The 24,642-nt window shown below is 33.4% G+C and carries 19 protein-coding genes; 4 read left to right on the forward strand and 15 right to left on the reverse strand.

Annotated features, from left to right (window positions below; genetic code table 11):
• Positions 1 to 495: 495 nt before the first annotated feature.
• On the forward strand, positions 496 to 2,409 hold the full coding sequence (locus FLAPXU55_RS18485) for a DUF294 nucleotidyltransferase-like domain-containing protein (protein ID WP_053473176.1): 1,914 nt from the start codon (positions 496 to 498) through the stop codon (positions 2,407 to 2,409).
• A 3-nt stretch (positions 2,410 to 2,412) separates the two neighbouring features.
• On the forward strand, positions 2,413 to 3,009 hold the full coding sequence (locus FLAPXU55_RS18490) for a 3'-5' exonuclease (protein WP_180860062.1): 597 nt from the start codon (positions 2,413 to 2,415) through the stop codon (positions 3,007 to 3,009).
• 452 nt (positions 3,010 to 3,461) lie between these two features.
• Here FLAPXU55_RS18490 and acs read toward each other — a convergent pair whose 3' ends face one another.
• From acs to FLAPXU55_RS18525, 7 genes are all read right to left on the reverse strand, one after another.
• Positions 3,462 to 5,372, reverse strand: coding sequence for an acetate--CoA ligase (gene acs, locus FLAPXU55_RS18495; protein WP_180860064.1), 1,911 nt, complete (start codon positions 5,370 to 5,372; stop codon positions 3,462 to 3,464).
• A gap of 506 nt (positions 5,373 to 5,878) precedes the next feature.
• Positions 5,879 to 7,348, reverse strand: a complete 1,470-nt coding sequence (ilvC, locus tag FLAPXU55_RS18500; RefSeq protein WP_053474516.1) for a ketol-acid reductoisomerase — start codon at positions 7,346 to 7,348, stop codon at positions 5,879 to 5,881.
• 87 nt (positions 7,349 to 7,435) lie between these two features.
• Positions 7,436 to 7,957 carry an acetolactate synthase small subunit gene (gene ilvN, locus FLAPXU55_RS18505; protein WP_180860065.1) on the reverse strand — a complete coding sequence of 174 codons (522 nt, stop codon included), beginning with the start codon at positions 7,955 to 7,957 and terminating at the stop codon, positions 7,436 to 7,438.
• Positions 7,958 to 8,044: 87 nt separating this feature from the next.
• Positions 8,045 to 9,739 (reverse strand): biosynthetic-type acetolactate synthase large subunit, encoded by a 1,695-nt coding sequence (ilvB, locus tag FLAPXU55_RS18510; RefSeq protein ID WP_180860067.1) that lies wholly within the window; start codon positions 9,737 to 9,739, stop codon positions 8,045 to 8,047.
• A 120-nt stretch (positions 9,740 to 9,859) separates the two neighbouring features.
• Complete coding sequence (gene ilvD / locus FLAPXU55_RS18515; protein ID WP_180860069.1) at positions 9,860 to 11,533, reverse strand: dihydroxy-acid dehydratase; 1,674 nt, start codon at positions 11,531 to 11,533, stop codon at positions 9,860 to 9,862.
• Positions 11,534 to 11,800: 267 nt separating this feature from the next.
• Positions 11,801 to 12,919 carry a 3-isopropylmalate dehydrogenase gene (leuB, locus tag FLAPXU55_RS18520; protein WP_053474512.1) on the reverse strand — a complete coding sequence of 373 codons (1,119 nt, stop codon included), beginning with the start codon at positions 12,917 to 12,919 and terminating at the stop codon, positions 11,801 to 11,803.
• Between the two features lie 77 nt (positions 12,920 to 12,996).
• Positions 12,997 to 14,172 carry a 2-isopropylmalate synthase gene (locus tag FLAPXU55_RS18525; RefSeq protein WP_073482969.1) on the reverse strand — a complete coding sequence of 392 codons (1,176 nt, stop codon included), beginning with the start codon at positions 14,170 to 14,172 and terminating at the stop codon, positions 12,997 to 12,999.
• Between the two features lie 155 nt (positions 14,173 to 14,327).
• Here FLAPXU55_RS18525 and FLAPXU55_RS18530 point away from each other — a divergent pair, with 155 nt between their 5' ends.
• Positions 14,328 to 15,872: a hypothetical protein gene (locus FLAPXU55_RS18530; protein ID WP_180860071.1), complete on the forward strand. Its 1,545-nt coding sequence runs from the start codon at positions 14,328 to 14,330 to the stop codon at positions 15,870 to 15,872.
• 308 nt (positions 15,873 to 16,180) lie between these two features.
• Here FLAPXU55_RS18530 and FLAPXU55_RS18535 read toward each other — a convergent pair whose 3' ends face one another.
• Entirely contained in the window at positions 16,181 to 17,854 is a 1,674-nt protein-coding gene (locus FLAPXU55_RS18535; RefSeq protein ID WP_180860073.1) for a M1 family metallopeptidase, read from the reverse strand.
• Between the two features lie 148 nt (positions 17,855 to 18,002).
• The gene (locus tag FLAPXU55_RS18540) at positions 18,003 to 19,658 is read right to left on the reverse strand and encodes a M1 family metallopeptidase (protein ID WP_053471460.1); all 1,656 of its coding nucleotides are present in this window, start codon (positions 19,656 to 19,658) and stop codon (positions 18,003 to 18,005) included.
• Positions 19,659 to 19,773: 115 nt separating this feature from the next.
• On the opposite strand from FLAPXU55_RS18540, the gene FLAPXU55_RS18545 reads away from it, so the two are divergent.
• On the forward strand, positions 19,774 to 20,472 hold the full coding sequence (locus FLAPXU55_RS18545; RefSeq protein WP_053471459.1) for a carbohydrate-binding family 9-like protein: 699 nt from the start codon (positions 19,774 to 19,776) through the stop codon (positions 20,470 to 20,472).
• Between the two features lie 182 nt (positions 20,473 to 20,654).
• Here FLAPXU55_RS18545 and hisIE read toward each other — a convergent pair whose 3' ends face one another.
• The 6 genes from hisIE to FLAPXU55_RS18575 form a co-directional block, all read right to left on the reverse strand.
• Entirely contained in the window at positions 20,655 to 21,305 is a 651-nt protein-coding gene (gene hisIE, locus FLAPXU55_RS18550; protein WP_262891002.1) for a bifunctional phosphoribosyl-AMP cyclohydrolase/phosphoribosyl-ATP diphosphatase HisIE, read from the reverse strand.
• Between the two features lie 11 nt (positions 21,306 to 21,316).
• Positions 21,317 to 21,865 carry an STM3941 family protein gene (locus FLAPXU55_RS18555; protein ID WP_180860078.1) on the reverse strand — a complete coding sequence of 183 codons (549 nt, stop codon included), beginning with the start codon at positions 21,863 to 21,865 and terminating at the stop codon, positions 21,317 to 21,319.
• Positions 21,866 to 21,886: 21 nt separating this feature from the next.
• Positions 21,887 to 22,642, reverse strand: coding sequence for an imidazole glycerol phosphate synthase subunit HisF (hisF, locus tag FLAPXU55_RS18560; protein WP_180860081.1), 756 nt, complete (start codon positions 22,640 to 22,642; stop codon positions 21,887 to 21,889).
• Positions 22,643 to 22,745: 103 nt separating this feature from the next.
• The gene (hisA, locus tag FLAPXU55_RS18565) at positions 22,746 to 23,471 is read right to left on the reverse strand and encodes a 1-(5-phosphoribosyl)-5-[(5-phosphoribosylamino)methylideneamino]imidazole-4-carboxamide isomerase (protein ID WP_180860084.1); all 726 of its coding nucleotides are present in this window, start codon (positions 23,469 to 23,471) and stop codon (positions 22,746 to 22,748) included.
• A gap of 120 nt (positions 23,472 to 23,591) precedes the next feature.
• On the reverse strand, positions 23,592 to 24,173 hold the full coding sequence (hisH, locus tag FLAPXU55_RS18570; protein ID WP_180860087.1) for an imidazole glycerol phosphate synthase subunit HisH: 582 nt from the start codon (positions 24,171 to 24,173) through the stop codon (positions 23,592 to 23,594).
• Positions 24,174 to 24,247: 74 nt separating this feature from the next.
• Positions 24,248 to 24,598 (reverse strand): nuclear transport factor 2 family protein, encoded by a 351-nt coding sequence (locus FLAPXU55_RS18575; RefSeq protein ID WP_180860105.1) that lies wholly within the window; start codon positions 24,596 to 24,598, stop codon positions 24,248 to 24,250.
• Between the last annotated feature and the right edge of the window lie 44 nt (positions 24,599 to 24,642).

A 24,642-nucleotide genomic window follows, 5' to 3' on the forward strand; every position in this document is an offset into this window, starting at 1 on the left:
ACATAAATGTTACGAACTGGAGTTTTCATAAATCTCATATTTGAAAATAAAATAAACTATTTTAGAAATATGAGATTCTGAAACAAGAGATAAGTCTATGAATAGAAAGAGAATACAAATAATAAAGCCTTGCCAGCCGCTAATTAGACATATATACTTTTGAACTATAATTTATATTATGTAAAATAGAAAATTATAAGAATCTTATGCTGAATCATTCATTATTATAAATTCAGAATAATCTAAACTTCTGCCTCTTTCACTATACAACATAAATTGTATAATTTAGTTTATAAACTGATAAAACTGTAAATTTATAACAATGAAAATCAATCAATTATTTAAAATTGATTCTCAAAAAACTATTTTAAAGCCTTGAATTCAGTAAATCTTAACATTTCTTTAAAATAATTAGATTCTGAGCAAGATGGTTTCATTCTAAGAGTTTATTTTATTATTTTTACATTCAATATTTTAAAAGATATTATACCATATATGAATACAATTGCTGAGCATATTGCAGATTTTTTAAAAGAATACCCGCCGTTTGATAACTTAACTTTTCAGGAATTATCAGATATCGCAACAAATATTCGTGTCATTAATTTAGAAAAACATGCAGTATTGTTTCAAAATAATGATCCGCTTCACGACAGCTTTTATGTTGTAGCTTCTGGAGTCATTAATTTAACAACAATTGCTGATGCCGAGGAAACTCTTATAAACAAATGTCACGAAGGAGATATTTTTGGTTTACGCCCGTTTTTTGCCAAAAATAACTATATGATGACGGCAAAAGCACGCGAAGAAAGTATTGTTTACGCAATTCCTATTGCTGTTTTCCGCCCATTTGTAGCTAATAATTCAGATGTTTTAAATTTTTTACTGGAAAGTTTTGCAGTAAATTCAAGACATACACGAGATAATTCCCGTTCTAACGGAAAATTAGATCCGGACAGTAATTTCATGGATCAGCAGAATGAGATGCAGTATATTCAGTCTCTTTCTTATAATAATTCTCCGTTAACAACAGAATCTCACCATATTGTAAAAGATGTTGCCATTTTAATGACAGAATCTATGGTGGATAATATTGTGATTTGCGAAAAGAATAATCCAATTGGTATTGTAACCCACGCCGATTTATCTTCAAAAATTGCAACCGGACGTTATCCTATTACAGAAACGATTGACAAGATTATGTCTTCGCCGGTTGTTACAGTAATTGAAAATGTTTCTCTGGCCGAAGCTCAGCTTTTAATGCTGAAACATAATGTTTCACACCTTTGTGTGACTAAAGACGGTACAAGTAAATCTGCTGTGAAAGGAATTATTTCTGAGCACGATTTAATTGTGGCTCAAGCTAGTAACCCTGGTGTTTTAATTAAAGAAATTAAGCGTTCGCAGCTTCCAAAAGATTTAAAACAAATTCGTGATCGTTTATCAGATTTAATTCAGAATTCGATTCAGAAAAATATACCAATTTCTCACGTTAGCAATATTGCAAGCGAAATTAACCTTGCTATCATTAAACGTGCGGTAGAATTATCTATTTTAGATTTAGGCTCCCCTCCTGCCAGATTTGCATGGTTAAGTATTGGTAGTCAAGGGCGTAAGGAACAGCTTTTATTGACAGATCAGGATAGTATTTTGATTTTTGAAGATGTTGCTCCGGAGAAATATCGTGAGGTAAAAGATTACTTTTTAAGACTGGCAAAAAGAACAACTGCCATACTTGAAAAAGTAGGTTACGAATATTGTCCAAATGGTCACATGGGAAGTAATATGTTATGGTGTAAGTCACTGAGCGACTGGACAAAACAATACAACAGCTGGATGAATACTCCAGGTGAAAACAGTAACGATTTGAGCAGTATTTTCTTTGATTATGAGATCGTAATTGGTGAAGCAAAAATTGAAGAAGTTATCGAAAATGTGGTATTTAAAAATGCCGTAAACAATACTTTATTCTTTGACTTTTTGGGAAACGATGCTTTAAAAAGAAATTCTCCTCTAAGCTTTTTCAAGAAATTCATTGTTGAAGAAGAAGGTCCGCAAAAAGGAAAATTCGATATTAAAACCCGTGCTTTAATGCCGCTTATTGACAGTGCACGTTTGTTAATTTTGAGCGCAAATATAAAAGGAATCAAAAATACATATTTAAGATTCAAACAATTAGCGATTACCGATTCTAAAAATGCTGAAATATATTTAAGTTGTGCCGAAGCTTTTTTAACGCTTTCAAAATTCAGAACTGTTGAAGGTTTAAAAAATGACGATTCCGGACAATATATTAATTTAAGAGAAATGTCTAAATCAGACAAAGAGAAGTTAAAAAATGCTTTAACCCCGATGAAGGATCTTGAGGAACTTATTAAGAGTAAATTTCAACTTACCCAATTCTCATAAAATATGCTAGACTGGATTAAAAATATCAATAAGGAATATCCGGAATTCTGGAAGGAATACTTAACAAAATTAGAAGCAAAACCTACCAAATACGTGGTTTTGTCGACGGAAACTTCTGGCTTAAACCCTAATAAAGATGTTATTTTATCTTTAGGGGCTTTTTCTGTAATTGACGACAGTATTGTAATTAAAGAGAATTTTGAAGCGGTTTTACTTCAGTATAAATTTCTAGAAGAACACGGAATTTCTAATGAATTCATTATTGAAAGTAAAATGAATAAAATGCCTGAAGCTGAGGCTTTAGAGGCGTTTATAAATTTTATTGGAAATGCAGTTCTGGTTGGTCATCATATTAATTTTGACATTGAAATGCTAAACGCCGCTCTGGAAAGATTAGATTGCGGAAGATTAAAAAATGAAGCTCTTGATATTGATGTTATGTATAGAAAATTAACCGATATTAATGACAAGCAGTTTTCTTTAAACGATTTATGCGAAATTTATAAAATCCCAAAAAGCGACAGGAATTCTTCTGCGGAGGATGCTTATAAAATTGGGCTTTTATTTTTGAAGCTGAAGTCGAGATTGGGAATACGATAATTTTTTCACCATATAAGTTATATAAGAAATTTAAGTTTTGTTTATTAAAGCTTTACACTAACACTACACAATCTTGTCATTTCGAGGAACGGGAAATCTCCGTTAGTTGCTCGACAAAGATTATCGATTTTGTTTGCGGAGTTACTTGCGGAGATTTCTCGTTCCTCGAAATGACAAACAAGATGTAAAACAACGCGATTGTCAGGCTGAGCGAAGTCGAAGCCCGTCATGCAGTTTGCGGAGTTACTTGTGCGATTTCTCGTTCCTCGAAATGACAAAATACATACGATTGTCAAGCTGAGCGAAGTCGAAGCCCTCGCAAAGTGATTCTGCATGACGGGCTTCGACTTCGCTCAGCCTGACATATATTGTGAATATTTTTTTAAACAAAAACACATAAAAAAATGCCTCTTAAAAATTTAAGAGGCATTTTTATAAATACAAGTTTCGAATTAAGAAATTCTAGAATTAAAAATTTCGTCTACAATTTCAGGATTCAATAATGTTGAAGTATCTCCAAAATTAGAATTATCACCTTCAGCTATTTTACGTAAAATTCTACGCATGATTTTTCCTGAACGTGTTTTTGGTAAACCAGAAACGAATTGGATTTTATCTAGTTTAGCGATTGGCCCAATGTGATCAGAAATATATTGGTTAATTTCTTTTGATAAATTCGTTCTGTCTCTAACTTCACCTGTTTCTTTCAGGATTACATAACCATACAAAGCATTTCCTTTAATATCATGTGGGAATCCAACAATAGCAGATTCTGCAACCGCTGGGTGTTCGTTGATTGCATCCTCGATTGGTGCTGTTCCTAAATTATGTCCAGAAACAATTACAACGTCATCTACTCTACCCGTAATTCTGTAATAACCAACTTCGTCTCTTAAAGCTCCGTCACCTGTAAAATATTTTCCTGGAAAAGCAGAGAAATAAGTGTCTTTATAACGTTGGTGATCTCCCCAAATAGTTCTGGCGATTCCAGGCCAAGGAAATTTAATACATAAACTTCCAACTACTTGGTTTCCTTCAATTTCATTACGTTTTTCATCCATTAAAACGGGCTGAATTCCCGGTAATGGCAAAGTTGCATAAGTTGGTTTTGTTGGTGTAACGAAAGCAATTGGCGAAATCATGATTCCTCCGGTTTCAGTCTGCCACCAAGTATCTACAACCGGACATCTTTTATCTCCTACGTGGTCGTTGAACCAGTGCCAAGCTTCTTCGTTGATTGGTTCTCCAACAGATCCAATAACTTTTAGCGATTTTAGAGGATATTTTTGAATATAATCTAAGCTTTCTTTTGCTAATGAACGGATTGCCGTTGGTGCTGTATAAAATTGTGTGATTTTATGTTTTTCGATAATATCCCAAAAACGGCTAAAATCAGGATAAGAAGGAACTCCTTCAAAAATTACGGTTGTTCCGCCATTTAGTAATGGTCCGTATAAAATGTATGAGTGTCCTGTAATCCATCCAATATCTGCCGTACACCAGAAGATATCATTTTCTTCATGGCTGAATACGTTTTTAAATGTATAAGCCGTGTAAACCATGTATCCGGCTGTTGTGTGCACCATTCCTTTTGGTTTACCTGTTGATCCAGAAGTATAAAGAATAAACAAAGGATCTTCGGCATCCATAATTTCAGCAACACTATTGTCAAGAGCGGCATCTAATAAAGGCTGTAACCAAATGTCACGTCCTTCTTTCATTGCAACTTCTGTTTTTGTTCTTTTTACCACTAAAACTTTAGAAACAGATGGACAGGTATCCAAAGCTTCGTCAACAATAGATTTTAAATCGATTGTTTTATTTCCTCTGTAACCTCCATCAGATGTGATTACCATTTTACATTCGCTGTCGATAATTCTGGCAGAAACTGCAGAAGCAGAAAATCCTGCAAAAACTACTGAGTGAATCGCTCCAATTCTGGCACAAGCCAAAACAGAAACTGCAAGTTCAGGAATCATTGGTAAATAAATACAAACGCGATCTCCTTTACGAACACCCTGCTCGCGCAAAACATTCGCCATTTTTGAAACTCGTTCGTATAATTCATTATAAGTTATATGTAAAGCGCTTTCAGACGGATCATTCGGTTCAAAAATGATAGCCGTTTTTTCTCCTCTTTTGCTTAAATGTCTGTCGATACAGTTTTTGGTAATGTTAACCTTAGCGTCAGTAAACCATTTCACTTCGGCATCGGCCATATTAAAATCAACAACTTTTTCCCACTGTTGATACCAAGTAAAATTTTCTTCTGCAATTTTCCCCCAAAATTTTCTTGGCTCTCTTATTGACTTATTGTAATGTTTAAAATATTGTTCTAAATTTTCAATTTTATAATAACTCATAGTTTTGTGGAATTTTTTTTATAAATGTATTAAATCTGCTTCTATTCTTAAAATTATTTAATTCATAAATTTTATATAAAAAAAACATATAATAAATAAAATATACGTTTTTTTTAAAGTTATTCTAAAAAAAGACGATTTAAGAAAAAATCTAAATCGCAAAAAAGGTATGACAAAGAAATTATCATACCTTTTTATTTAACAAATTTCAATAACAATTAATTTTGTAATATCTGCATTACAAATGCTTTCCCTACTTTGAAAATAGCAGCAGCTTTATTAATTATAATAGAAATTTCAACAAGTATATTTTTTGATTAAAAAATATACCCCAATTTTAGGGATCCGCTTCACTTAACTTGCTTAAATAACAGAAGTTAAGTGAATGCAAAATGCATCTATATCTATTTTCTTAATAAGTGCTTACTAATTCAAAATATTAATTTAAAACATTGATACAGAGCAAATTCCACTACATTCGGAATGCGTGGAAATTCCCAATTTTATTATACAATTTTTTTCATTGCTGTCATTGATTCTCTCAACCATGCTCCTACTTCTTCGATAGGATGCTGACGAATTTCTTTATTAACAGCAATTAAAACATTATTGTCTACTCCATTTGAAGTTGAAAATGGTTTTCCGATAATATTTGTTTCTACTTTTTTCATGAATTCAGTCAACAATGGCTTACAAGCGTGATCAAATAAATAACAGCCATATTCTGCAGTATCAGAAATTACACGGTTCATTTCAAACAATTTCTTTCTTGCGATTGTGTTTGCAATTAATGGTAATTCGTGTAATGACTCATAATAAGCAGATTCTTCAATGATTCCAGCCTCTGTCATAGTTTCAAAAGCTAACTCAACACCAGCTTTTACCATTGCAATCATTAAAACTCCATTATCAAAATATTCCTGCTCAGAAATTGGAGCTTCTTGTGGCGCTGTTTTTTCGAAGTTAGTTTCTCCTGTTGCAGCTCTCCATTTCAATAAATTAACATCGTCATTAGCCCAGTCAATCATCATAGTTCTTGAGAATTCTCCAGAAATAATATCGTCCTGATGTTTTTGGAATAACGGACGCATGATGTCTTTTAATTCTTCTGCTAATTCGTAAGCTTCAATTTTAGAAGGATTATTTAAACGATCCATCATATTTGTGATTCCACCATGTTTCAAAGCTTCAGTGATAGTTTCCCATCCGTATTGAATTAATTTTGAAGCATATGCTTTATCGATTCCTTTTTCAACCATTTTATCAAAACATAAAATAGATCCTGTTTGAAGCAATCCACAAAGAATAGTCTGCTCACCCATTAAATCTGATTTTACTTCGGCAACGAAAGATGATCTTAAAACTCCTGCTTTATGTCCTCCGGTTGCTACAGCGTAAGCTTTTGCCTGATCTAAACCAAATCCGTTTGGATCATTTTCAGGGTGAACTGCAATAAGTGTTGGTACACCAAAACCTCTTTTATATTCTTCACGAACCTCAGAACCCGGACATTTAGGAGCACACATGATAACTGTGATATCTTCACGAATCTGCATTCCTTCTTCAACAATATTAAAACCGTGAGAATAAGCTAAAGTCGATCCTTGTTTCATTAATGGCATAATCGCAGTAACAACAGATGTATGCTGTTTATCCGGAGTAAGATTACAAACTAAATCAGCAGTTGGAATCAACTCTTCATAAGTACCTACTTTAAACCCATTTTCAGTTGCATTTTTATATGAAGCTCTCTTTTCAGCAATTGCATCTGCACGCAATGCGTAAGAAATATCTAAACCTGAATCTCTCATGTTTAAACCTTGATTCAAACCTTGTGCACCACATCCAACAATAACAACTTTTTTCCCTGCTAATGCTGAAATTCCGTCTGCAAATTCTGACTGCTCCATAAATTCGCAAACTCCAAGTTGCTCTAATTGTAATCTAAGTGGTAATGTGTTGAAATAATTTGCCATTTTGTTTTAAAATATTTAATGAAATGAAATTTAGTAATTAATTTATTTATAATTGGTTGTGATCGTGTAATATCACATATTAATTCTTTATTTGAAGGTTTCTAACAATGATGAAATCTCCATTTTTTCTTTAGAAACCGAAATTCTTCCCGAACGTACAAATTGCATAATTCCGTATGGTTTGAATTTTTGGTATAATTCTTCAATTTCTGAACGTCTTCCTGATTTTGAAATCACGAAGAAATCACGAGAAACTGTTACAATCGTCGATTGACTGTCTTTGATGATATTTTGAATTTGTTTTTCATCAAACAACAAACTTGAAGCGATTTTAAAAAGTGCATTTTCAAGATAAATGGTTTCTTCATCTGTATGATAAAATGCTTTTATAACTTCAATTTGTTTTTCAATCTGTCCCACAATATTCTGAACCCATTTCTCAGTTGTATTTACTACAATGATAAATCTTGAAACATTCTCTATTTCTGATTCTGAAACATTTAGACTTAATATATTAATGTGACGCTTTAAGAATATTCCAGATATTCTATTTAATAAACCCACGTTATTTTCTGAGTATACCGATATGGTAAATGTTTTATCTTCCATTTTGTTTTTTAGTTTTTTTTGTTTCAAGTTTCAGGTTTCACGTTCTAGAACTTGAAACAAATAAAACTTGAAACATGAAACCTCTTTTTAGCTTAATCTAATTTCTGATACACATGCTCCTGTTGGGATCATTGGGAAAACGTTGTTTTCCTTTTCGACCATGACTTCTAAGAAATAAGAATCTTTTGAAGCAAGCATTTCGGCAACTGCAGCATCTAAATCTTCACGATTGGTAACTTTCTTAGATTTAATATGATACCCTTCGGCAATTGCAGTAAAATTTGGATTAATCATTTTTGTTGATGCATATCTGTTGTCAAAGAATAATTCCTGCCACTGACGCACCATTCCTAAAAATTCATTGTTTAGAATTACAATTTTTACCGGAACCTGAGTCTGGAAAATTGTTCCTAATTCCTGAATGGTCATTTGGAATCCTCCATCACCAATAATAGCTACAACTTCACGATCTGGTCTTCCCATTTTAGCTCCAATTGCAGCCGGAAGCGCAAATCCCATTGTACCTAATCCGCCAGAAGTAATATTACTTTTTGTTGAATTGAATTTAGCATAACGACACGCAAACATTTGGTGCTGACCAACATCTGAAACTATAATCGCATCACCTTTTGAGTGTTTATTGATCATTTCGATAGTTTCTCCCATTGAAAGTCCCGGAGTTTCTGGGTTTAATTCGTCTTTAATAACTGTGTCATATTCTATTTTAGCCAATTCTTTAAACTCATTGTGCCATAAATCGTGTGATTTTGCATCTAATAAGGGTAATAAAGCAGCTAAAGATTCTTTTACGTCTCCTAAAACAGCAACTTCTGTTTTAACGTTTTTATCAACCTCTGCAGGATCAATTTCGAAGTGAATTACTTTTGCCTGTTTTGCGTAAGTAGCTAATTTACCTGTAACACGATCATCAAAACGCATTCCGAAGGCAATTAAAACATCACATTCATTCGTTAGTAAGTTTGGCGCATAATTTCCGTGCATTCCTAACATACCTACATTTAAAGGATGATCTGTTGGCAGAGCTGAAAGTCCTAAAATTGTCCAAGCCGCCGGAATTCCTGATTTTTCAAGAACTGCTTTAAACTCGGCTTCAGCCTGACCTAAAATAATTCCCTGTCCGAAAACTATAAAAGGCTTTTTAGCACTATTGATTAAGGCTGCAGCTTCGGCAACTTTATCTAATTTTAATTTCGGAACCGGAACATAACTTCTAATTCCAGTACATTTTTCATAACTAAAATCTAACTCATCAAACTGAGCGTTTTTAGTAATATCGATTAATACAGGTCCCGGACGTCCGGAACGAGCAATATAAAATGCTTTTGCAATGATTTCAGGAATTTGAGAAGCCTCTGTTACCTGAAAATTCCATTTTGTAACCGGAGTCGAAATTCCGATAATATCTGTTTCCTGAAAAGCATCAGATCCTAATAAATGTCTTCCAACTTGTCCAGTAATACAAACCATTGGAGTTGAGTCGATTTGAGCATCAGCAATTCCGGTAACTAAGTTTGTTGCTCCCGGTCCGGAAGTAGCAATTGCCACCCCTACTTTTCCTGTTGCTCTTGCATAACCCTGAGCAGCATGCGTTGCACCTTGTTCGTGACGTACTAAAACATGGTGTAACTGATCCTGAAATTTATATAATTCGTCGTAAACCGGCATGATTGCTCCTCCCGGATAACCATAAATTAAGTCTACTCCTTCTGCTAATAAACATCTAATAACGGCTTCGGCGCCTGATATCCTAATTGTTCCCATTTGGTATATTTTTTTCTCTCTTATTTCTATTTTTTAAGAAATAGAGATTTACACTTTTATAGTTTATTCCAAAATCTTTTTCATTTTATTGAAATTGATTTTTGAAATTGTAATTGAATGCTAGTTATCGGTAACACATCCTGTTGATGCACTTGAAACCGATCTCGCGTATTTAAGTAAAACTCCCCTGTCAACTTTTAGCGCTGGTTGAACCCAAGCCGCTTTACGAGCTGCATATTCTTCGTCAGATATCTTCAGGTCGATCGTATTTTTCACAGCGTCGATAGCGATTATATCCCCATCTTTTACTAGTGCAATACCACCACCATCATATGCTTCTGGTGTAACGTGTCCTACCACGAATCCGTGTGAACCTCCGGAGAATCTACCATCTGTAATAAGTGCACAGCTGCTTCCTAATCCAGCTCCAATAATCGCTGATGTTGGTTTTAGCATTTCAGGCATTCCCGGACCACCTTTTGGTCCACAACCCCTGATGACGACTACATTACCTGGTTTAATTTTTCCGGCCTGAAGACCTGGAATTACTTCAAATTCACCTTCAAAAACTACAGCCGGTCCTTCGAAATATTCTCCTTCTTTTCCGCTAATTTTTGCTACAGCACCTTCAGAAGCAAGGTTTCCATATAAAACCTGAATATTTCCTGTTGGTTTTAATGCTTTTTGAATTTCATGAATTACTTCTTGTCCGTGTTGTAAGTCTGGAGTTGAAGCTAAATTCTCCGCAACAGTTTTTCCTGTTACAGTTAAACAATCTCCGTGAATCAATCCCACTTTTAACAGATATTTCATTACTCCCGGAATACCTCCTACTTCATGAATATCTTCCATCATATATTTACCACTTGGTTTCATGTCAGCAAGAACCGGAGTTCTATCGTTAATAGCCTGAAAATCATCCAAAGTAATTGTGATACCAACAGAATGTGCCATTGCAATTAAGTGCATAACAGCATTTGTAGAACCTCCTAAAACTGCTACAATTGTAATAGCATTTTCGAAAGCTTTACGAGTCATAATATCTCTTGGCTTAATATCTTTTTCTAATAAAATTTTAATTGCAGCTCCGGCAGCAAGACATTCGTCTCTTTTTTCCTGACTTAATGCAGGATTAGAAGAGCTGTATGGCATACTCATTCCTAATGCTTCAATTGCCGAAGACATTGTGTTTGCCGTATACATTCCGCCACAAGCACCAGCTCCCGGACAAGCGTTTTGAATAACACCTTTAAAATCTTCCGGAGTAATTTCTCCTTTTACTTTTTTTCCTAAAGCTTCAAAAGCAGAAACAATATTTAAAGATTCTCCTTTCCATTTTCCAGAGTGAATAGATCCTCCGTAAACCATCATTGACGGACGGTTTAATCTTCCCATTGCGATTAACGCTCCAGGCATATTTTTGTCACAGCCAGGAATTGCGATGATACTATCGTACCATTGTGCTCCCGCAACTGTTTCTATAGAATCTGCAATAACGTCACGAGATACTAATGAATAACGCATTCCTTCAGTACCGTTTGAAATTCCGTCACTAACACCAATGGTATTAAAAATAAGTCCGACCAGATCTGCATCCCAAACACCTTTTTTAACATCTTTTGCTAAATCATTCAGGTGCATGTTACACGTGTTACCATCGTAACCCATGCTCACAATCCCTACTTGTGCTTTTTTTAAATCTTCTTCAGTTAAACCAATACCGTATAACATCGCTTGCGCCGCTGGCTGAGTTTGATCTTGAGTGATGGTTTTGCTGTACTTATTTAATTCCATTATTGTATTATTTATTTTAATTTTTATTCAAAAAAAAACCTTCCAGTATTTGGAAGGTTTGTAATATAGTTTTTCAATTATATTTATACCATTCCCGATGCAGATGTGCAAAACACATTGACAACAACGACAGAAGTAATAATAATTGAGATTTGCATCTTTATTTTTTTAGTGTTACAAAAGTACGGAAACTTTAAGAACTAAAAAAATAAAATCTCAACATTTTCAATACTTCTTGTTATTTAATTCATAATTTTAATAAAAACTTTAAACTATTGTCGACTGTCCGATATGAACATTGTCATTTCTGAAATATAACAGGTCATCTTTGCTGAAAATAACATTTGAAACAAACTCCCCTACTTCATTTGTACCGAATTTTGAATCTGGTTTTAAATCAACTGTAACTACTTTATATTCAATTGCTTTTTCAATAGCTTTATAAATCACATTTGCTTCTGTAAACAATCCGAAATGTTCTAACAACATTGCTGCAGATAAAATGGAAGCAATTGGATTGGCAATATTTTTTCCTTTTGCCTGAGGATAAGATCCGTGGATTGGTTCGAAAAGCGCATTTTTTTCTCCTAAAGATGCCGAAGCCAATAAACCAATTGAACCTGTAATTACGCTTGCTTCATCTGATAAAATATCTCCAAATAAATTTTCTGTCAAAATCACATCAAATTGTTTTGGGTTTAAGATGATTTGCATGGCCGCGTTATCAACAAATAAAAAGTCTAAAAGAACATCTGGATAGCTTTCGCCCACTTTTTGAACTACTTTTCTCCATAATCTTGAAGTTTCCAAAACATTTGCTTTGTCAACCATCGTTAACTTTTTGCGTCGGTTTTGTGCCGATTTAAAAGCCAAATGTGCGATTCTTGTAATTTCTTCTTCTGAATATTCACATAAATCTGAAGCGTGTGTTCCTTCTTCATTTAATGTTTTAGCTCCAAAATAAGCACCACCTGTTAATTCTCTGAAAATTGTAAAATCTGCACCTTCAATAATTTCTCTTTTTAAAGGAGATGCGTCAACTAATGCTTTATAAGGTTTTATTGGGCGAATGTTAGCAAACAATCCTAATTCTTTACGCAACTTCAATAATCCCTGCTCCGGACGAACTTTTGCATTTGGATTATTGTCGTATTTAGGATCACCAATTGCGCCAAATAAAACAGCATCAGTATTTAAACAAAGATTTAAAGTTTGTTCCGGCAGCGGGTTTCCAGTTTTATCAATGGCGATAGCACCCATGAGCGCTTCTTCAAAAACAAATTCATGATTGTACACTTCGCCAATAGCATATAATGCTTTTTTGGCCTGTGCAATAACCTCTGGTCCAATTCCGTCTCCTGGTAAAACTGCTATTTTCAAATTCATAACGTCTCGTTCTTTATGATTTAAATCTTTATTATTTTTTCTTTTTTCTTTACTCTTTCTTCTATTTTCTTTTTTGACTAGCTTCTGATTAAATCCCCTTCAATTTTCGAAGCTTCAATAATTTGGTGAATATCTGCATCAACAACTTCTTTTTTGATATCTGCAAATTTCAGGAACTCAATATATACAATGTCTAATTGTACTTTAGTCAACTCGTAACCTACTTTTTTAGCACGGTAAGCTAATGCAGCTCTTCCGCTTCTTGCAGTCAAAATGATTGAAGATTCGTTTACACCAACATCAAGCGGATCCATGATTTCGTAAGTCGCTCTGTTTTTGATAACACCATCCTGATGAATTCCAGAACTGTGTGCAAAAGCATTTGCTCCTACAATCGCTTTATTTGGCTGTACAATCATTCCCATACTTTCAGAAACCAAACGACTCATTTCGTTTAATTCTCTTGTATTAATGTTTGTATCTAAATTTAAGTATGGATGCTGTTTGAAAATCATAACCACTTCTTCAAGTGCTGTATTTCCTGCTCTTTCTCCAATACCATTAATAGTACACTCGATTTGTCTTGCACCATTTATTGCTCCTGCAATTGAATTTGCAGTCGCCATTCCTAAATCATTATGACAGTGACATGAAAGGATTACGTTTTCGATTCCTTTTACGTTTTCTTTTAAATATTTAATTTTTGCCCCGTATTCTTCAGGAAGACAATATCCTGTTGTATCAGGAATATTTAATACCGTTGCACCAGATTTAATTACTTCTTCGCAAACTTTTGCAAGGAAAGCATTGTCTGTTCTACCAGCATCTTCTGCATAGAATTCAACATCTTCTACATATGTTTTTGCGTGAGCTACTGCAAATTTTGCTCTTGCAATAATATCTTCCGGAGTAGTTTGTAATTTATGGAGTATATGAGATTCTGAAGTTCCGATTCCGGTATGGATTCTAGGTCTTTTAGCGTGCTTTAAAGCAGCTGCCGCAACATCAATGTCATTTTTTACGGCTCTTGTCAATCCGCAGACGGTTGCATTTTCTACAATTTTACAAATCTCAGAGACCGATAAAAAATCGCCCGGACTTGACACAGGGAAACCGGCTTCGATAATATCAACTCCCATTTTGTCTAGTCGTTCTGCGATAACTAATTTTTGCTTAGTATCTAACTTACATCCTGGGACTTGTTCACCGTCGCGTAATGTGGTGTCAAAAATTTGAACTTTCTCTCTATTCATATTCATTTATTTAATGTAATTTCACATCTTGATAACAAATATATATTGTACAATCGCAGTACGAAATTCATTTTAATGAAATTATACTGTTCATAACACAATTTATAACGACTTAAATATTTAATAATCAATAAGTTATATTATTATTTTTTACAATGGCTAACCATCAAAAAGATTTCTTATTTGTTCTGATAAAATCACTTTCCAAATCTGAAAAAAGGCAGTTTAAAATTTTTGCAAGCCGATTAGAAACAAGTTCGAATACTAAATTCATTGAATTATTCAATATTTTAGATAAGTCTGAAACCTATGATGAAAAGCTGATTTTGAAAAGCGGAATCATCAAAAAAGTACAGTTATCTAACTTAAAATCATACTTATACAAGCAAATTTTAGTCAGTATTCGTTTGAATATTCCGAGCCAGAACATTCGTTATCAATTGCGTGAACAAATTGATTTTGCTGTTATACTATATAATAAAGGTTTGTATAAACAGAGTTTAAAAATTCTGGACAAAACAAAACAGCAGGCTTTAGAAAATGACGAAAAATACATGGCGTATGAAATCGTTGAGTTCGAAAAACTGATAGAATCGCAATATATTACCCGAAGTATTCAGGGCCGCGCCGACGAACTTGTTATTCAGGCCAAGGAATTGAATTACCGAAATACAATTTCAAGTAAATTATCGAACTTATCGCTTCAATTATACGGAATAATGCTGAAAACCGGTTACGTAAAAAGCGATGAAGAGTATAAATATATTGATGATTATTTCAACAAACATATTGCGAAGCTAGACGAAACTAAATTTGGTTTCCGCGAAAAGTATTGGTTTTACAATGCTAATTTGTGGCGAAGCTTCTTGGTTCAGGACTTTTTAGCGAGTTATAAATTTGCTTATAAATGGGTGCAGCTATTTTACGATAATCCGAATATGATTTATCTGAATCCGGTGTTTTTCTTAAAAGGAAATCACTATTTCTTGGAATCGCTTTATATGCTGAAATATACATCGAATTTCAAAAGATATCTTTCGCTTTTAGAAGAAACAATTGAAGATCCTAAATTTCCGGTAAACGATAACATTGCATCACTATCATTTCTATATGTTTACAACAATAAGTTGAATTTACATATTCTGGAAGGTACTTTTGCTGAAAGCGAATATTTGATTCCGGAGATTTTAGAAAAAATAAAACTGCACAGCGAACATCTTGATGAACATCACGAAATGTTGTTTTTCTATAAAATCGCTTCGATTTATTTTGGAAATGAGAAGTACAATGAATGTATTCTTTATTTAGATAAAATCATCAACAACAAGAACTTAACCATGCGTGAGGATTTAATGTGCTTCGCAAGACTTTTGTCTTTAATTGCGCATTATGAATTAGGTAAAGATTATTATTTAGAAAATCACCTAAAAAGCACGTATAAGTTCTTATTGAAAATGAATGATTTACATGAAGTTCAAAAGGAAATCATCAAGTTTTTAAGAAACCTGAACAACTTCTATCCTGCCGATATTAAAAAGGAATTCAAAAAAATGCACGCTCGTTTTGTAGAGCTTGAAAAGAATACTTACGAAAAAAGGGCTTTCTTGTATCTTGATATTATTTCATGGCTTGAAAGTAAAATTGAGAATAGAAAAATTGCGGATATAATTAAGGAAAAGGCGAAGCTTAATAGCCGTTGATTTTAAATTCCAAATTTAAAAATTCCAAATTCCAAATAGTTTACGTTACGACCTTTGTCAAAGTTTAAAACTTTGACAAAGGTTTGTGCGCACAATTACGACGTACTATTTGTCATTTCGACCGAAGGGAGAAATCGCACTCGAAACTCTACAAAGATTGGCGATTCTCTTTACGGAAATACTAGTGCGATTTCTCCCTTCGGTCGAAATGACAAAAAGTGCGTAGAAACTTTGCGCAAACAACAAACCCGACAGGTTTTTAAAACCTGTCGGGTTTACTAAACGCAAAAAATTGAAATTTAAATCGTTTATTCGATTATATTCGAAGTAGTAACATAAAAATCCTTATCAACTTCTACTTTTCTATCTTCATTAGTTGTTTTTTCAGACTGCCATTCTGTTGTTGGTTTTAACCAGGTTTCAACACCATTTATTTTAACTCTTACAGGCATATCAAATTTAGCAACACAATTTGTCCAGTGATATCCGAAAGTTCCATTTTTAAACATGTATTCAAAAACCGGAATCTGTGTTGTAGTCAAATATTGAGCAAAAACTCTGTTGAAATTAATTCCAGATTGTTCGTTTATATAATCCTGAATTTGCTTTCCTGTAACCGTTTGGTGATAGAAAGTTTTATTCATTCCTCTCAAAATCGATTTCCATTTTGCATCATCATTAATTACCTGACGAATCATGTGCAGCATTGAAGCCCCTTTTGGATACATATCTCCAGAACCTTCATTATTTACATCATAATGTCCGATAATTGGCGTATCGTTTTGAATGTTTTTTCTGCATCCAATAATATATTCAGCGGCTGCATCTTTTCCGTAATAATATTCAATAAAAAGGCTTTCAGAGTAATTTGTAAAACTTTCATGTACCCACATATCAGCAATATCTTTGTACGTAATATTGTTGGCAAACCATTCGTGTCCAGACTCATGAATAATGATAAAATCAAATTTTAAACCCCAGCCGGTTCCGCTTAAATCACGTCCTAAATAACCGTTTTTATATTGGTTACCGTACGTTACTGAACTTTGGTGTTCCATTCCTAAATACGGAACTTCAACTAATTTATAACTGTCTTCATACCAAGGATAAGGCCCAAACCAGTTTTCAAAAGCTTTCAGCATTTTTGGAGCATCTTTAAACTGCTCTTTTGCCAAAGTTAGATTATCTCTTAAAACATAATAATTACAATCTAAATCGCCTTTTTCTCCTTTATAAACCTCAGAGAAATTAACGTAATCACCAATATTAATGTTTACTCCGTAATTATTAATTGGGTTTGAAACATACCAATTAAAGGTTTTCGTTCCGTCTTTTTCTTTTTTAACGCTTTGTAACCTTCCGTTAGAAACATCCGTTAAATCACCCGGAACATTCACGCTGATTAACATATTTTCTACTTCATCATACATATGATCTTTGTTTGGCCACCAAACGCTGGCACCTAAACCTTGGCAAGATGTAGCAATAAAATCTTTTCCGTTTTTATCTTTTTTCCAGGAAAATCCTCCGTCCCACGGCGCTCTCACCGCTTCTTTTGGTTTTCCTTCAAAATAAACTACGATTTCTTTGGTATCGCCTATTTTTTGCTCAGCTGTTAATTGAATAAAAAAAGCGTTTCCATCTCTTTCAAATTTTAATTCTTTTCCATCCTGAGTTACTTTGGAAATCTGCATAGGTTCCTGTAAATCAATCTGCATTTTACTATTATTCTTTAAAATTGAGTAATTCTTAAGAACTGAATAACGAACTGTGTTTGATCCAGAAATAAATTTTTCTTTAGGATTAACTTTTACATCAAGATGATAGTATTTTAAATCCCACCACGCTCTTTCTTTTGTAATGCTTCCGCGTAAAGTATCCTGATGTGTAAAAACTGTTTCTCCTTTATTAAGAAGTCCTTGGGCATTGGCAGTAAAACCAATTAAAAAAGCAGTAAAAATGCTTCCGAAGTAATTTTTCATTAGTAAAATGGTATTATTTTGAAATCAATCTGCAACAAATGTAAACATTCGGATTAAGATTTCTAAAATTTTATGATTTCCTGATAAAAAAACAAACCCAATAAATAAGAAATTTATTGGGTTTCAATTTTTAATTATTTTCCGAAGTTTAATTGGTAATATTAAATTCTGTCACGTAAAAGTTTTTATCTACAACCAAAGTAGATTTATCATCCTTTACATTTTCTGCTTTCCAGTCTGTTGTTGGTTTTAACCACGTTTCAACACCGTTTAAAGTAACTTTTAAAGGAAGATCAAAATTCTCTACACAATTGATCCAGTGATAAACCAATTTTTGATTTTTAATATAATATTCAAAAGTTGGAACCTGAGCCGTTCTTAGATACTGATCAAAAACCGGACTAAAATTGATTCCTGACTCTTTACTTATATAATCTTCAATTTGTTTTGTAGTAACTGTTTGATGGTAAAAAGTTTTATTCATTCCTCTCAAAATCGATTTGAATTTGGCATCATCATTTATAACCTGACGAATCGTATGAATTATATTTGCACCTTTTGGATACATATCGCCAGATCCTTCAACATTTACATCATAATAGCCAATAATTGGTTTTTTATTGGTAATCACTTTTCTAATTCCTCTTATATATTCATTTGCGGCGTCTTTTCCGTAATAATACTCAATAAAAAGTGATTCAGAATACGTTGTAAAACTCTCGTGAATCCACATATCTGCAATGTCTTTATAGGTAATATTGTTTGCAAACCACTCATGTCCAGACTCGTGAATAATAATATAATCAAATTTTAATCCCCAGCCTGTTCCGCTCATATCGTTTCCTTTATAACCATTTTGATAGTCATTTCCGTAAGTCACAGAACTTTGGTGTTCCATTCCTAAATACGGAACTTCAACTAATTTATAACTGTCTTCGTAAAACGGATAAGGTCCAAACCAGCTTTCAAAAGCTTTCAGCATTTTTGGTGCATCCTGAAAATGTTTTTTAGCAATTTCAAGATTATCTCTCAAAACATAATAATTACAGTCTAAATCGCCTTTTTCTCCTTTAAATTTCTCAGAAAAATTAACGTAGTCTGCAATATTGATATTGACACCGTAATTATTAATTGGGTTCGAAACATACCAATTAAAGGTTTTAGTTCCGTCTTTTTGTTTTTTTACGCTTTGTAATCTTCCGTTTGAAACATCGGTCAAGTGCCCCGGAACATTCACGCTGATTAACATATTTTCGACTTCATCATACATATGATCTTTGCAAGGCCACCAAACGCTCGCGCCTAAACCCTGACAAGATGAAGCGATGAAATCTTTTCCGTTTTTATCTTTCTGCCAAGTAATTCCTCCGTCCCACGGCGGTCTAACAGCTTCTTTAGGCACTCCGCCAAAAGAAACTATTATTTCTTTAGTTTCGCCAACTTTTTGATTTTCAGTTAAAGTGATGAAGAATGCATTCCCGTCTCTTTCAAATTTTAATTCTTTTCCGTTTTGCGTTACTTTCGTAATCTTCATTGGTTCCTGCAAATCGATCTGCATTCTGTTATTTTCTGTTAAAACAGTATAACGTACCGTATTTGAACCTGTTATTGTTTTATCTGCAGGATTTACTTTTATATCAAGATGATAATATTTCAAATCCCACCAGGCTCTTTCTTTTGTAATGCTTCCGCGTAAAGTGTCCTGATGTGTGAAAACGGTTTCAGACTTATTCATAAGTCCTTGAGCATTGGCAGAAAAACCAATTAGAAAAGCTGCTATAACACTTCCAACGTATTTTTTCATTATAAATTAAGTTTTTGAATTAGTTATAATATTAGTATATTTTTTTAATTTATGTTACAGATTTGTATTCATAAACAGTATTGTTTTTTTATTTTAGCTAAAATTTACCAGTTTTATGAAATTTAGCTCGTTTTTATACCTTTTGATATTCTTTTATTCAATACATAATTATTCCCAGACATTTCCTGTTTACAAAACAACCGATAAAATAACAATTGACGGAGATTTAACCGATTGGAAAACACCTTTTTTAGGTCCGTTTGTAATTCATAATTCCGGTGAAAAGGCTACTCAAAATACAATGGTTTCACTTTCGTGGAATGATGAAAACCTTTATATCGCCTATCATTCTATAGATTCGAAAATAGTTGGAAAGGCTCAGAAAAAAGATTCTAAAATCTATGAAGCTGATGATTTAGTGGAAGTTTTTATTGATCCTGATGGTGACGGAAAAAACTATCTTGAAATCGGCGTAAATGCTTTTTCTACCAATTATGATATGCTTATAAAGTGTATTTCGCCCGAATGTGGAGGCTGGAAAACGGCAATGAAATTTGATATTGAAGGATTAGAAGCTGTCAGCAAAATAATTCCCGAAGGTTTTGATACCGAAATTAAAATCCCTTTTTCAAGCTTAGAAAAAATAGAAAATGGAAATTTCTCTAAACCAAAAATGGGTACAAAATGGAAAGCCAATACTTTTAGAATTGATTACGGTAATACAACCGAATATCTTGCTTTACAGGATTATAAAAGTTTGAAATTTGGATTTCATCACCCGGAAGAATTTGCGGTTTTTGAGTTTGTGGAGTAAGCTTTGTGAGATGGCTCGCGGATGACACGGATTCGCTATGCGAAAGCGCGGATATATACGGATTTTTTTCCTTTTTTTGTTAATCGCCAGACTGAGCGAAGTCGAAGTCCCGTTTGCTGAATCACTTTGCGGGACTTCGACTTCGCTCAGTCTGACAAGATTGGGTTATAACAAACTTTGTGTTACTTCTGACGTTTCTTTAAAACATCAACAACGTCATTCAATTGAAAACCTTTTGCCTGCAATAAAATCAAATAATGAAAAAGTAAATCAGCGCTTTCGCTAAGAAATAAATCATCGTTATCATCTTTTGCTTCTATGACAACTTCTACAGCTTCTTCACCAACTTTTTGGGCAATTTTATTGATTCCTTTTTCGAATAAAGAAGCTACATAACTTTTCTCAGAATCGGCATTTTCCCTACGCGTTTTGATAGTGTTTTCCAGTTGAGAAATAAAACCGTAGTTTTCTTTGTTTTCTTCCTGCCAGCAAGTATCTGCACCCGTGTGACATGTTGGCCCGACAGGTTTTGCCTGAATTAAAAGCGTATCGCCGTCGCAGTCATTTTTAATACTTATCAAGTTTAAAAAGTTACCACTCTCCTCGCCTTTTGTCCAAAGTCTTTGTTTAGATCGACTGAAAAAAGTTACTTTTTGTGTTTCTATTGTTTTTTGAAGCGATTCTTCGTTCATGTATCCCAGCATCAAAACATTTTTAGTTTCTGAATCCTGAATTATTGCTGGAATTAATCCGTGTGAGCTTTTTATATCGTGTTTCATTTTAATTTTAGATTTTAGATTTTTGACTTTAGATTTTAGATTCTGAACTCTTATATTATTTTATTCTAATTTTTACTTACTTGAATTTCTTCAAATTTTTGTATTAATATGTTCTTCAACTCATTAAAAGATATTTTGAGTCCATTAACTGAAATACTAACAGGAGAGCCTGATTGCTTTAAATTCATTTTTATCATATTCCTTTTAATCACATTAGTTTCTTTACTTATATAATCTTCAGGATTTTTAAGATAAATTTTAATGAATTTTTGATTTACAACTGTAATTTCTTTAATTGCATCAATGTCTTCCCATAAAATTCTCCCAAGCGATACTGCTGATGAATTATCTATAATTCCAATAGCATCAATAACAACGACTGGTTTTTTATCAAATAACTTTTTTGTACTGAAATAGATTCCAAACAATCCCATGAATAGACCTAAAATTGAAGCAACATTTTTTATTATAAAATTATTAACGATTACATTGCGAACAGTAGGCTGATATACTAATATCCAAAGGCTGACAATTAAAAATAAGATTGAAAAAAACAATAGTTTTATCAATTTACCCGTACTTCCAAAAACTTCTATACTTTCTTTATCTTCCATAAACAATTATTATCTATCTCTCTAAAGTCTAACTTCAATACCATTATTCCTAAGCTCTTGTTTTAAAGCTTTTATCTCAATTTCTTTAAAGTGAAAAACACTCGCTGCCAAAGCGGCATCTGCTTTTCCTTCTTTAAAAGAATCTACGAAATGCTGTATGTTTCCGGCTCCGCCCGAAGCAATTATCGGAATATTAATTAAGGTTGATAATTTAGCCAAAGCTTCGTTTGCAAAACCATTTTTCGTTCCGTCATTGTCCATTGATGTGAATAATATTTCCCCCGCACCACGTTCTGCAACTTCTACAGCCCAATCGAATAAATTTAGTTCAGTTGGTACTTTTCCGCCCACTAAATGCACAATCCATTGTCCGTCGATTTGTTTAGCGTCGATTGCGACTACAACACATTGACTTCCAAATTTCTGCGCCAAATCATTAATTAACTGGGGATTTTTTACTGCCGATGAATTTATCGAAACTTTATCTGCTCCGTTATTCAGCAGAATTTCAACATCTTCAACAGACGAAATCCCGCCGCCAACTGTAAACGGAATATTGATTTTTTCCGCTACACTTCGCACCATATTAACCAACGTTTTACGTCTTTCTTCTGTTGCCGAAATATCCAGAAAAACCAATTCATCCGCTCCTTCTGCTGAGTAAATTTCTGCTAATTCTACAGGATCTCCTGCATCACGCAAGTCAACAAAGTTAACGCCTTTCACGGTTCTTCCGTTTTTTATATCTAAGCAGGGTATGATTCTTTTTGCTAACATTTTTTTGTTGTTTCACAGAGATCACAAAGATAGCGCAGAGATTCGCAAAGATTTTTTTTAGTGAATCTTTGTGTTTTACTTCGTGCTTCTTTGCGAAATAATCTTATTTATTTAAAATATAATTTTCAAGTTGCTTTAATGTAATTCTTCCTTCGTAAATCGCTTTTCCAATAATAGTTCCTTCGCAGCCTAATTCTGCAAGTTTTGGTAATTCATCAAAAGTTGAAATTCCGCCCGAAGCAATTAGTTTTACTCCGTTTGCTTCTTCTAAAATTTTACCATAAAGATCGAAACTTGGACCTTCAAGCATTCCGTCTTTTGCAATATCAGTGCAAATAACATACTGAATTCCTTTAGTTTGATAATCCTGAATAAACGGAATCAAATCTTCATTTGAATCTTCTAACCAACCTGAAACCGCTATTTTCTCCTCTTTTGCGTCAGCGCCTAAAATAATTTTATCCGAACCATATTCTGAAATCCATTTTTCAAAAATAGCTCTGTTTTTTACCGCAATACTTCCGCCAGTAATTTGATTTGCACCGCTTTCAAAAGCAATTCTCAAATCATCATCCGATTTTAATCCGCCACCAAAATCAATTTTTAAGTCCGTTTGTGTTGCAATTTGTTCCAAAATCTTATAATTGACAATTTTGCTTGATTTTGCACCGTCTAAATCTACTAAATGCAGATACTCAATTCCGTGCGCTTCAAATGATTTCGCTACTTCAAGCGGATTTTCATTGTAAATTATTTTGGTATCATAATCACCTTTGGACAAACGAACACATTTTCCGTCAATGATATCTATGGCTGGTATTATTCTCATGTTTTTATATTTTAGATTTCTGATTTTAGATTTTAGATTCTAAAAATTGAAATTGATTTTTGATATTGTAATTGATATTTTGATTAGAATTTGGGATTTAAGAAATTGGAATTTTAAAATTTACATTTTTAAGAAATTCTCTAAAATCTTTTCTCCCACTTCACCGCTTTTTTCTGGGTGAAACTGGGTTCCGTAAAAATTGTCTTTTTGTAAAGCCGATGCGTATTCTAAGTCATAATTCGTTGTTGCAATGGCTTCTGGACAATTTGGAGCATAAAAACTATGAACCAAATACATAAATTCATTTTCCGGAATAGCTGCAAACAAATCCGATTTTAAGTTATAAATCTGGTTCCATCCCATTTGCGGCACTTTTACCTGATTTGAAAACTTTACAACATCAACATCAAAAATCCCTAAACCTTTTGTATTTCCTTCTTCAGATGAATTGCACATCAACTGCATTCCAAGGCAAATTCCCAAAACAGGCTGTTTCAAAGTCGGAATCAAACTGTCTAAACCGCTTTCACGAAGCTTTGTCATTGCTGAACTTGCTTCACCAACGCCAGGAAAAATCACTTTATCTGCCGCCTGAATTTCTTCTGGATTATTGCTCAAAACGGCTTTAAAACCCAATCTTTCAATAGCAAACATAATGCTCTGAATATTTCCTGCTCCGTAATTTATAATTACTATTCTCAATTTATTTTAGATTTTAGATTTTAGATTTTAGATTTCTCTTCAATCTTACAATCATTTAATACTATTATTTTATTTTACAGATCCGTATAATGAGCTATCATTTTGTTTACCAATCCGTTTTTATTAAAAAACATGACTTCAATTGCCATTTTATTCATCACTGATTTGTAATAAAGTGCTACAGAATCAACTCCCGAAGTTACTTCAACCAATTCAAAATGCAAATCTGGAATTTTATGTAAAGCTTTCTCCCAATATGCCCTGACTTGCTCTTTTCCTTTCAACGAACCGCTTTCGATTCCCGCAGCGAGTTTTATCATTGGTGTCGTAATTTCAATATCTTCAGAATAATGTTTCATGATATCTTCTAAATCATGAGAATTCCAGGATTCTATCCAGGCTTTTGCAAATTTATCAGCGTTCATATTTTTTTGGTTTGTTTTGTTTCAGGTTTCAGGTTTCAAGTTCT

Origin of the sequence: Flavobacterium panici, from assembly GCF_903819335.1 — a bacterium.
Classification (GTDB): Bacteria; Bacteroidota; Bacteroidia; order Flavobacteriales; family Flavobacteriaceae; genus Flavobacterium; species Flavobacterium panici.

Excerpts from the sequence above, each read along its gene's own strand:
- FLAPXU55_RS18485 (WP_053473176.1), top strand. The coding sequence starts at position 496 with ATGAATACAATTGCTGAGCATATTGCAGATTTTTTAAAAGAATACCCG.
- FLAPXU55_RS18490 (WP_180860062.1), top strand. The coding sequence starts at position 2,413 with ATGCTAGACTGGATTAAAAATATCAATAAGGAATATCCGGAATTCTGG.
- acs (WP_180860064.1), bottom strand. The coding sequence starts at position 5,372 with ATGAGTTATTATAAAATTGAAAATTTAGAACAATATTTTAAACATTAC.
- ilvC (WP_053474516.1), bottom strand. The coding sequence starts at position 7,348 with ATGGCAAATTATTTCAACACATTACCACTTAGATTACAATTAGAGCAA.
- ilvN (WP_180860065.1), bottom strand. The coding sequence starts at position 7,957 with ATGGAAGATAAAACATTTACCATATCGGTATACTCAGAAAATAACGTG.
- ilvB (WP_180860067.1), bottom strand. The coding sequence starts at position 9,739 with ATGGGAACAATTAGGATATCAGGCGCCGAAGCCGTTATTAGATGTTTA.
- ilvD (WP_180860069.1), bottom strand. The coding sequence starts at position 11,533 with ATGGAATTAAATAAGTACAGCAAAACCATCACTCAAGATCAAACTCAG.
- leuB (WP_053474512.1), bottom strand. The coding sequence starts at position 12,919 with ATGAATTTGAAAATAGCAGTTTTACCAGGAGACGGAATTGGACCAGAG.
- FLAPXU55_RS18525 (WP_073482969.1), bottom strand. The coding sequence starts at position 14,172 with ATGAATAGAGAGAAAGTTCAAATTTTTGACACCACATTACGCGACGGT.
- FLAPXU55_RS18530 (WP_180860071.1), top strand. The coding sequence starts at position 14,328 with ATGGCTAACCATCAAAAAGATTTCTTATTTGTTCTGATAAAATCACTT.
- FLAPXU55_RS18535 (WP_180860073.1), bottom strand. The coding sequence starts at position 17,854 with ATGAAAAATTACTTCGGAAGCATTTTTACTGCTTTTTTAATTGGTTTT.
- FLAPXU55_RS18540 (WP_053471460.1), bottom strand. The coding sequence starts at position 19,658 with ATGAAAAAATACGTTGGAAGTGTTATAGCAGCTTTTCTAATTGGTTTT.
- FLAPXU55_RS18545 (WP_053471459.1), top strand. The coding sequence starts at position 19,774 with ATGAAATTTAGCTCGTTTTTATACCTTTTGATATTCTTTTATTCAATA.
- FLAPXU55_RS18555 (WP_180860078.1), bottom strand. The coding sequence starts at position 21,865 with ATGGAAGATAAAGAAAGTATAGAAGTTTTTGGAAGTACGGGTAAATTG.
- hisF (WP_180860081.1), bottom strand. The coding sequence starts at position 22,642 with ATGTTAGCAAAAAGAATCATACCCTGCTTAGATATAAAAAACGGAAGA.
- hisA (WP_180860084.1), bottom strand. The coding sequence starts at position 23,471 with ATGAGAATAATACCAGCCATAGATATCATTGACGGAAAATGTGTTCGT.
- FLAPXU55_RS18575 (WP_180860105.1), bottom strand. The coding sequence starts at position 24,598 with ATGAACGCTGATAAATTTGCAAAAGCCTGGATAGAATCCTGGAATTCT.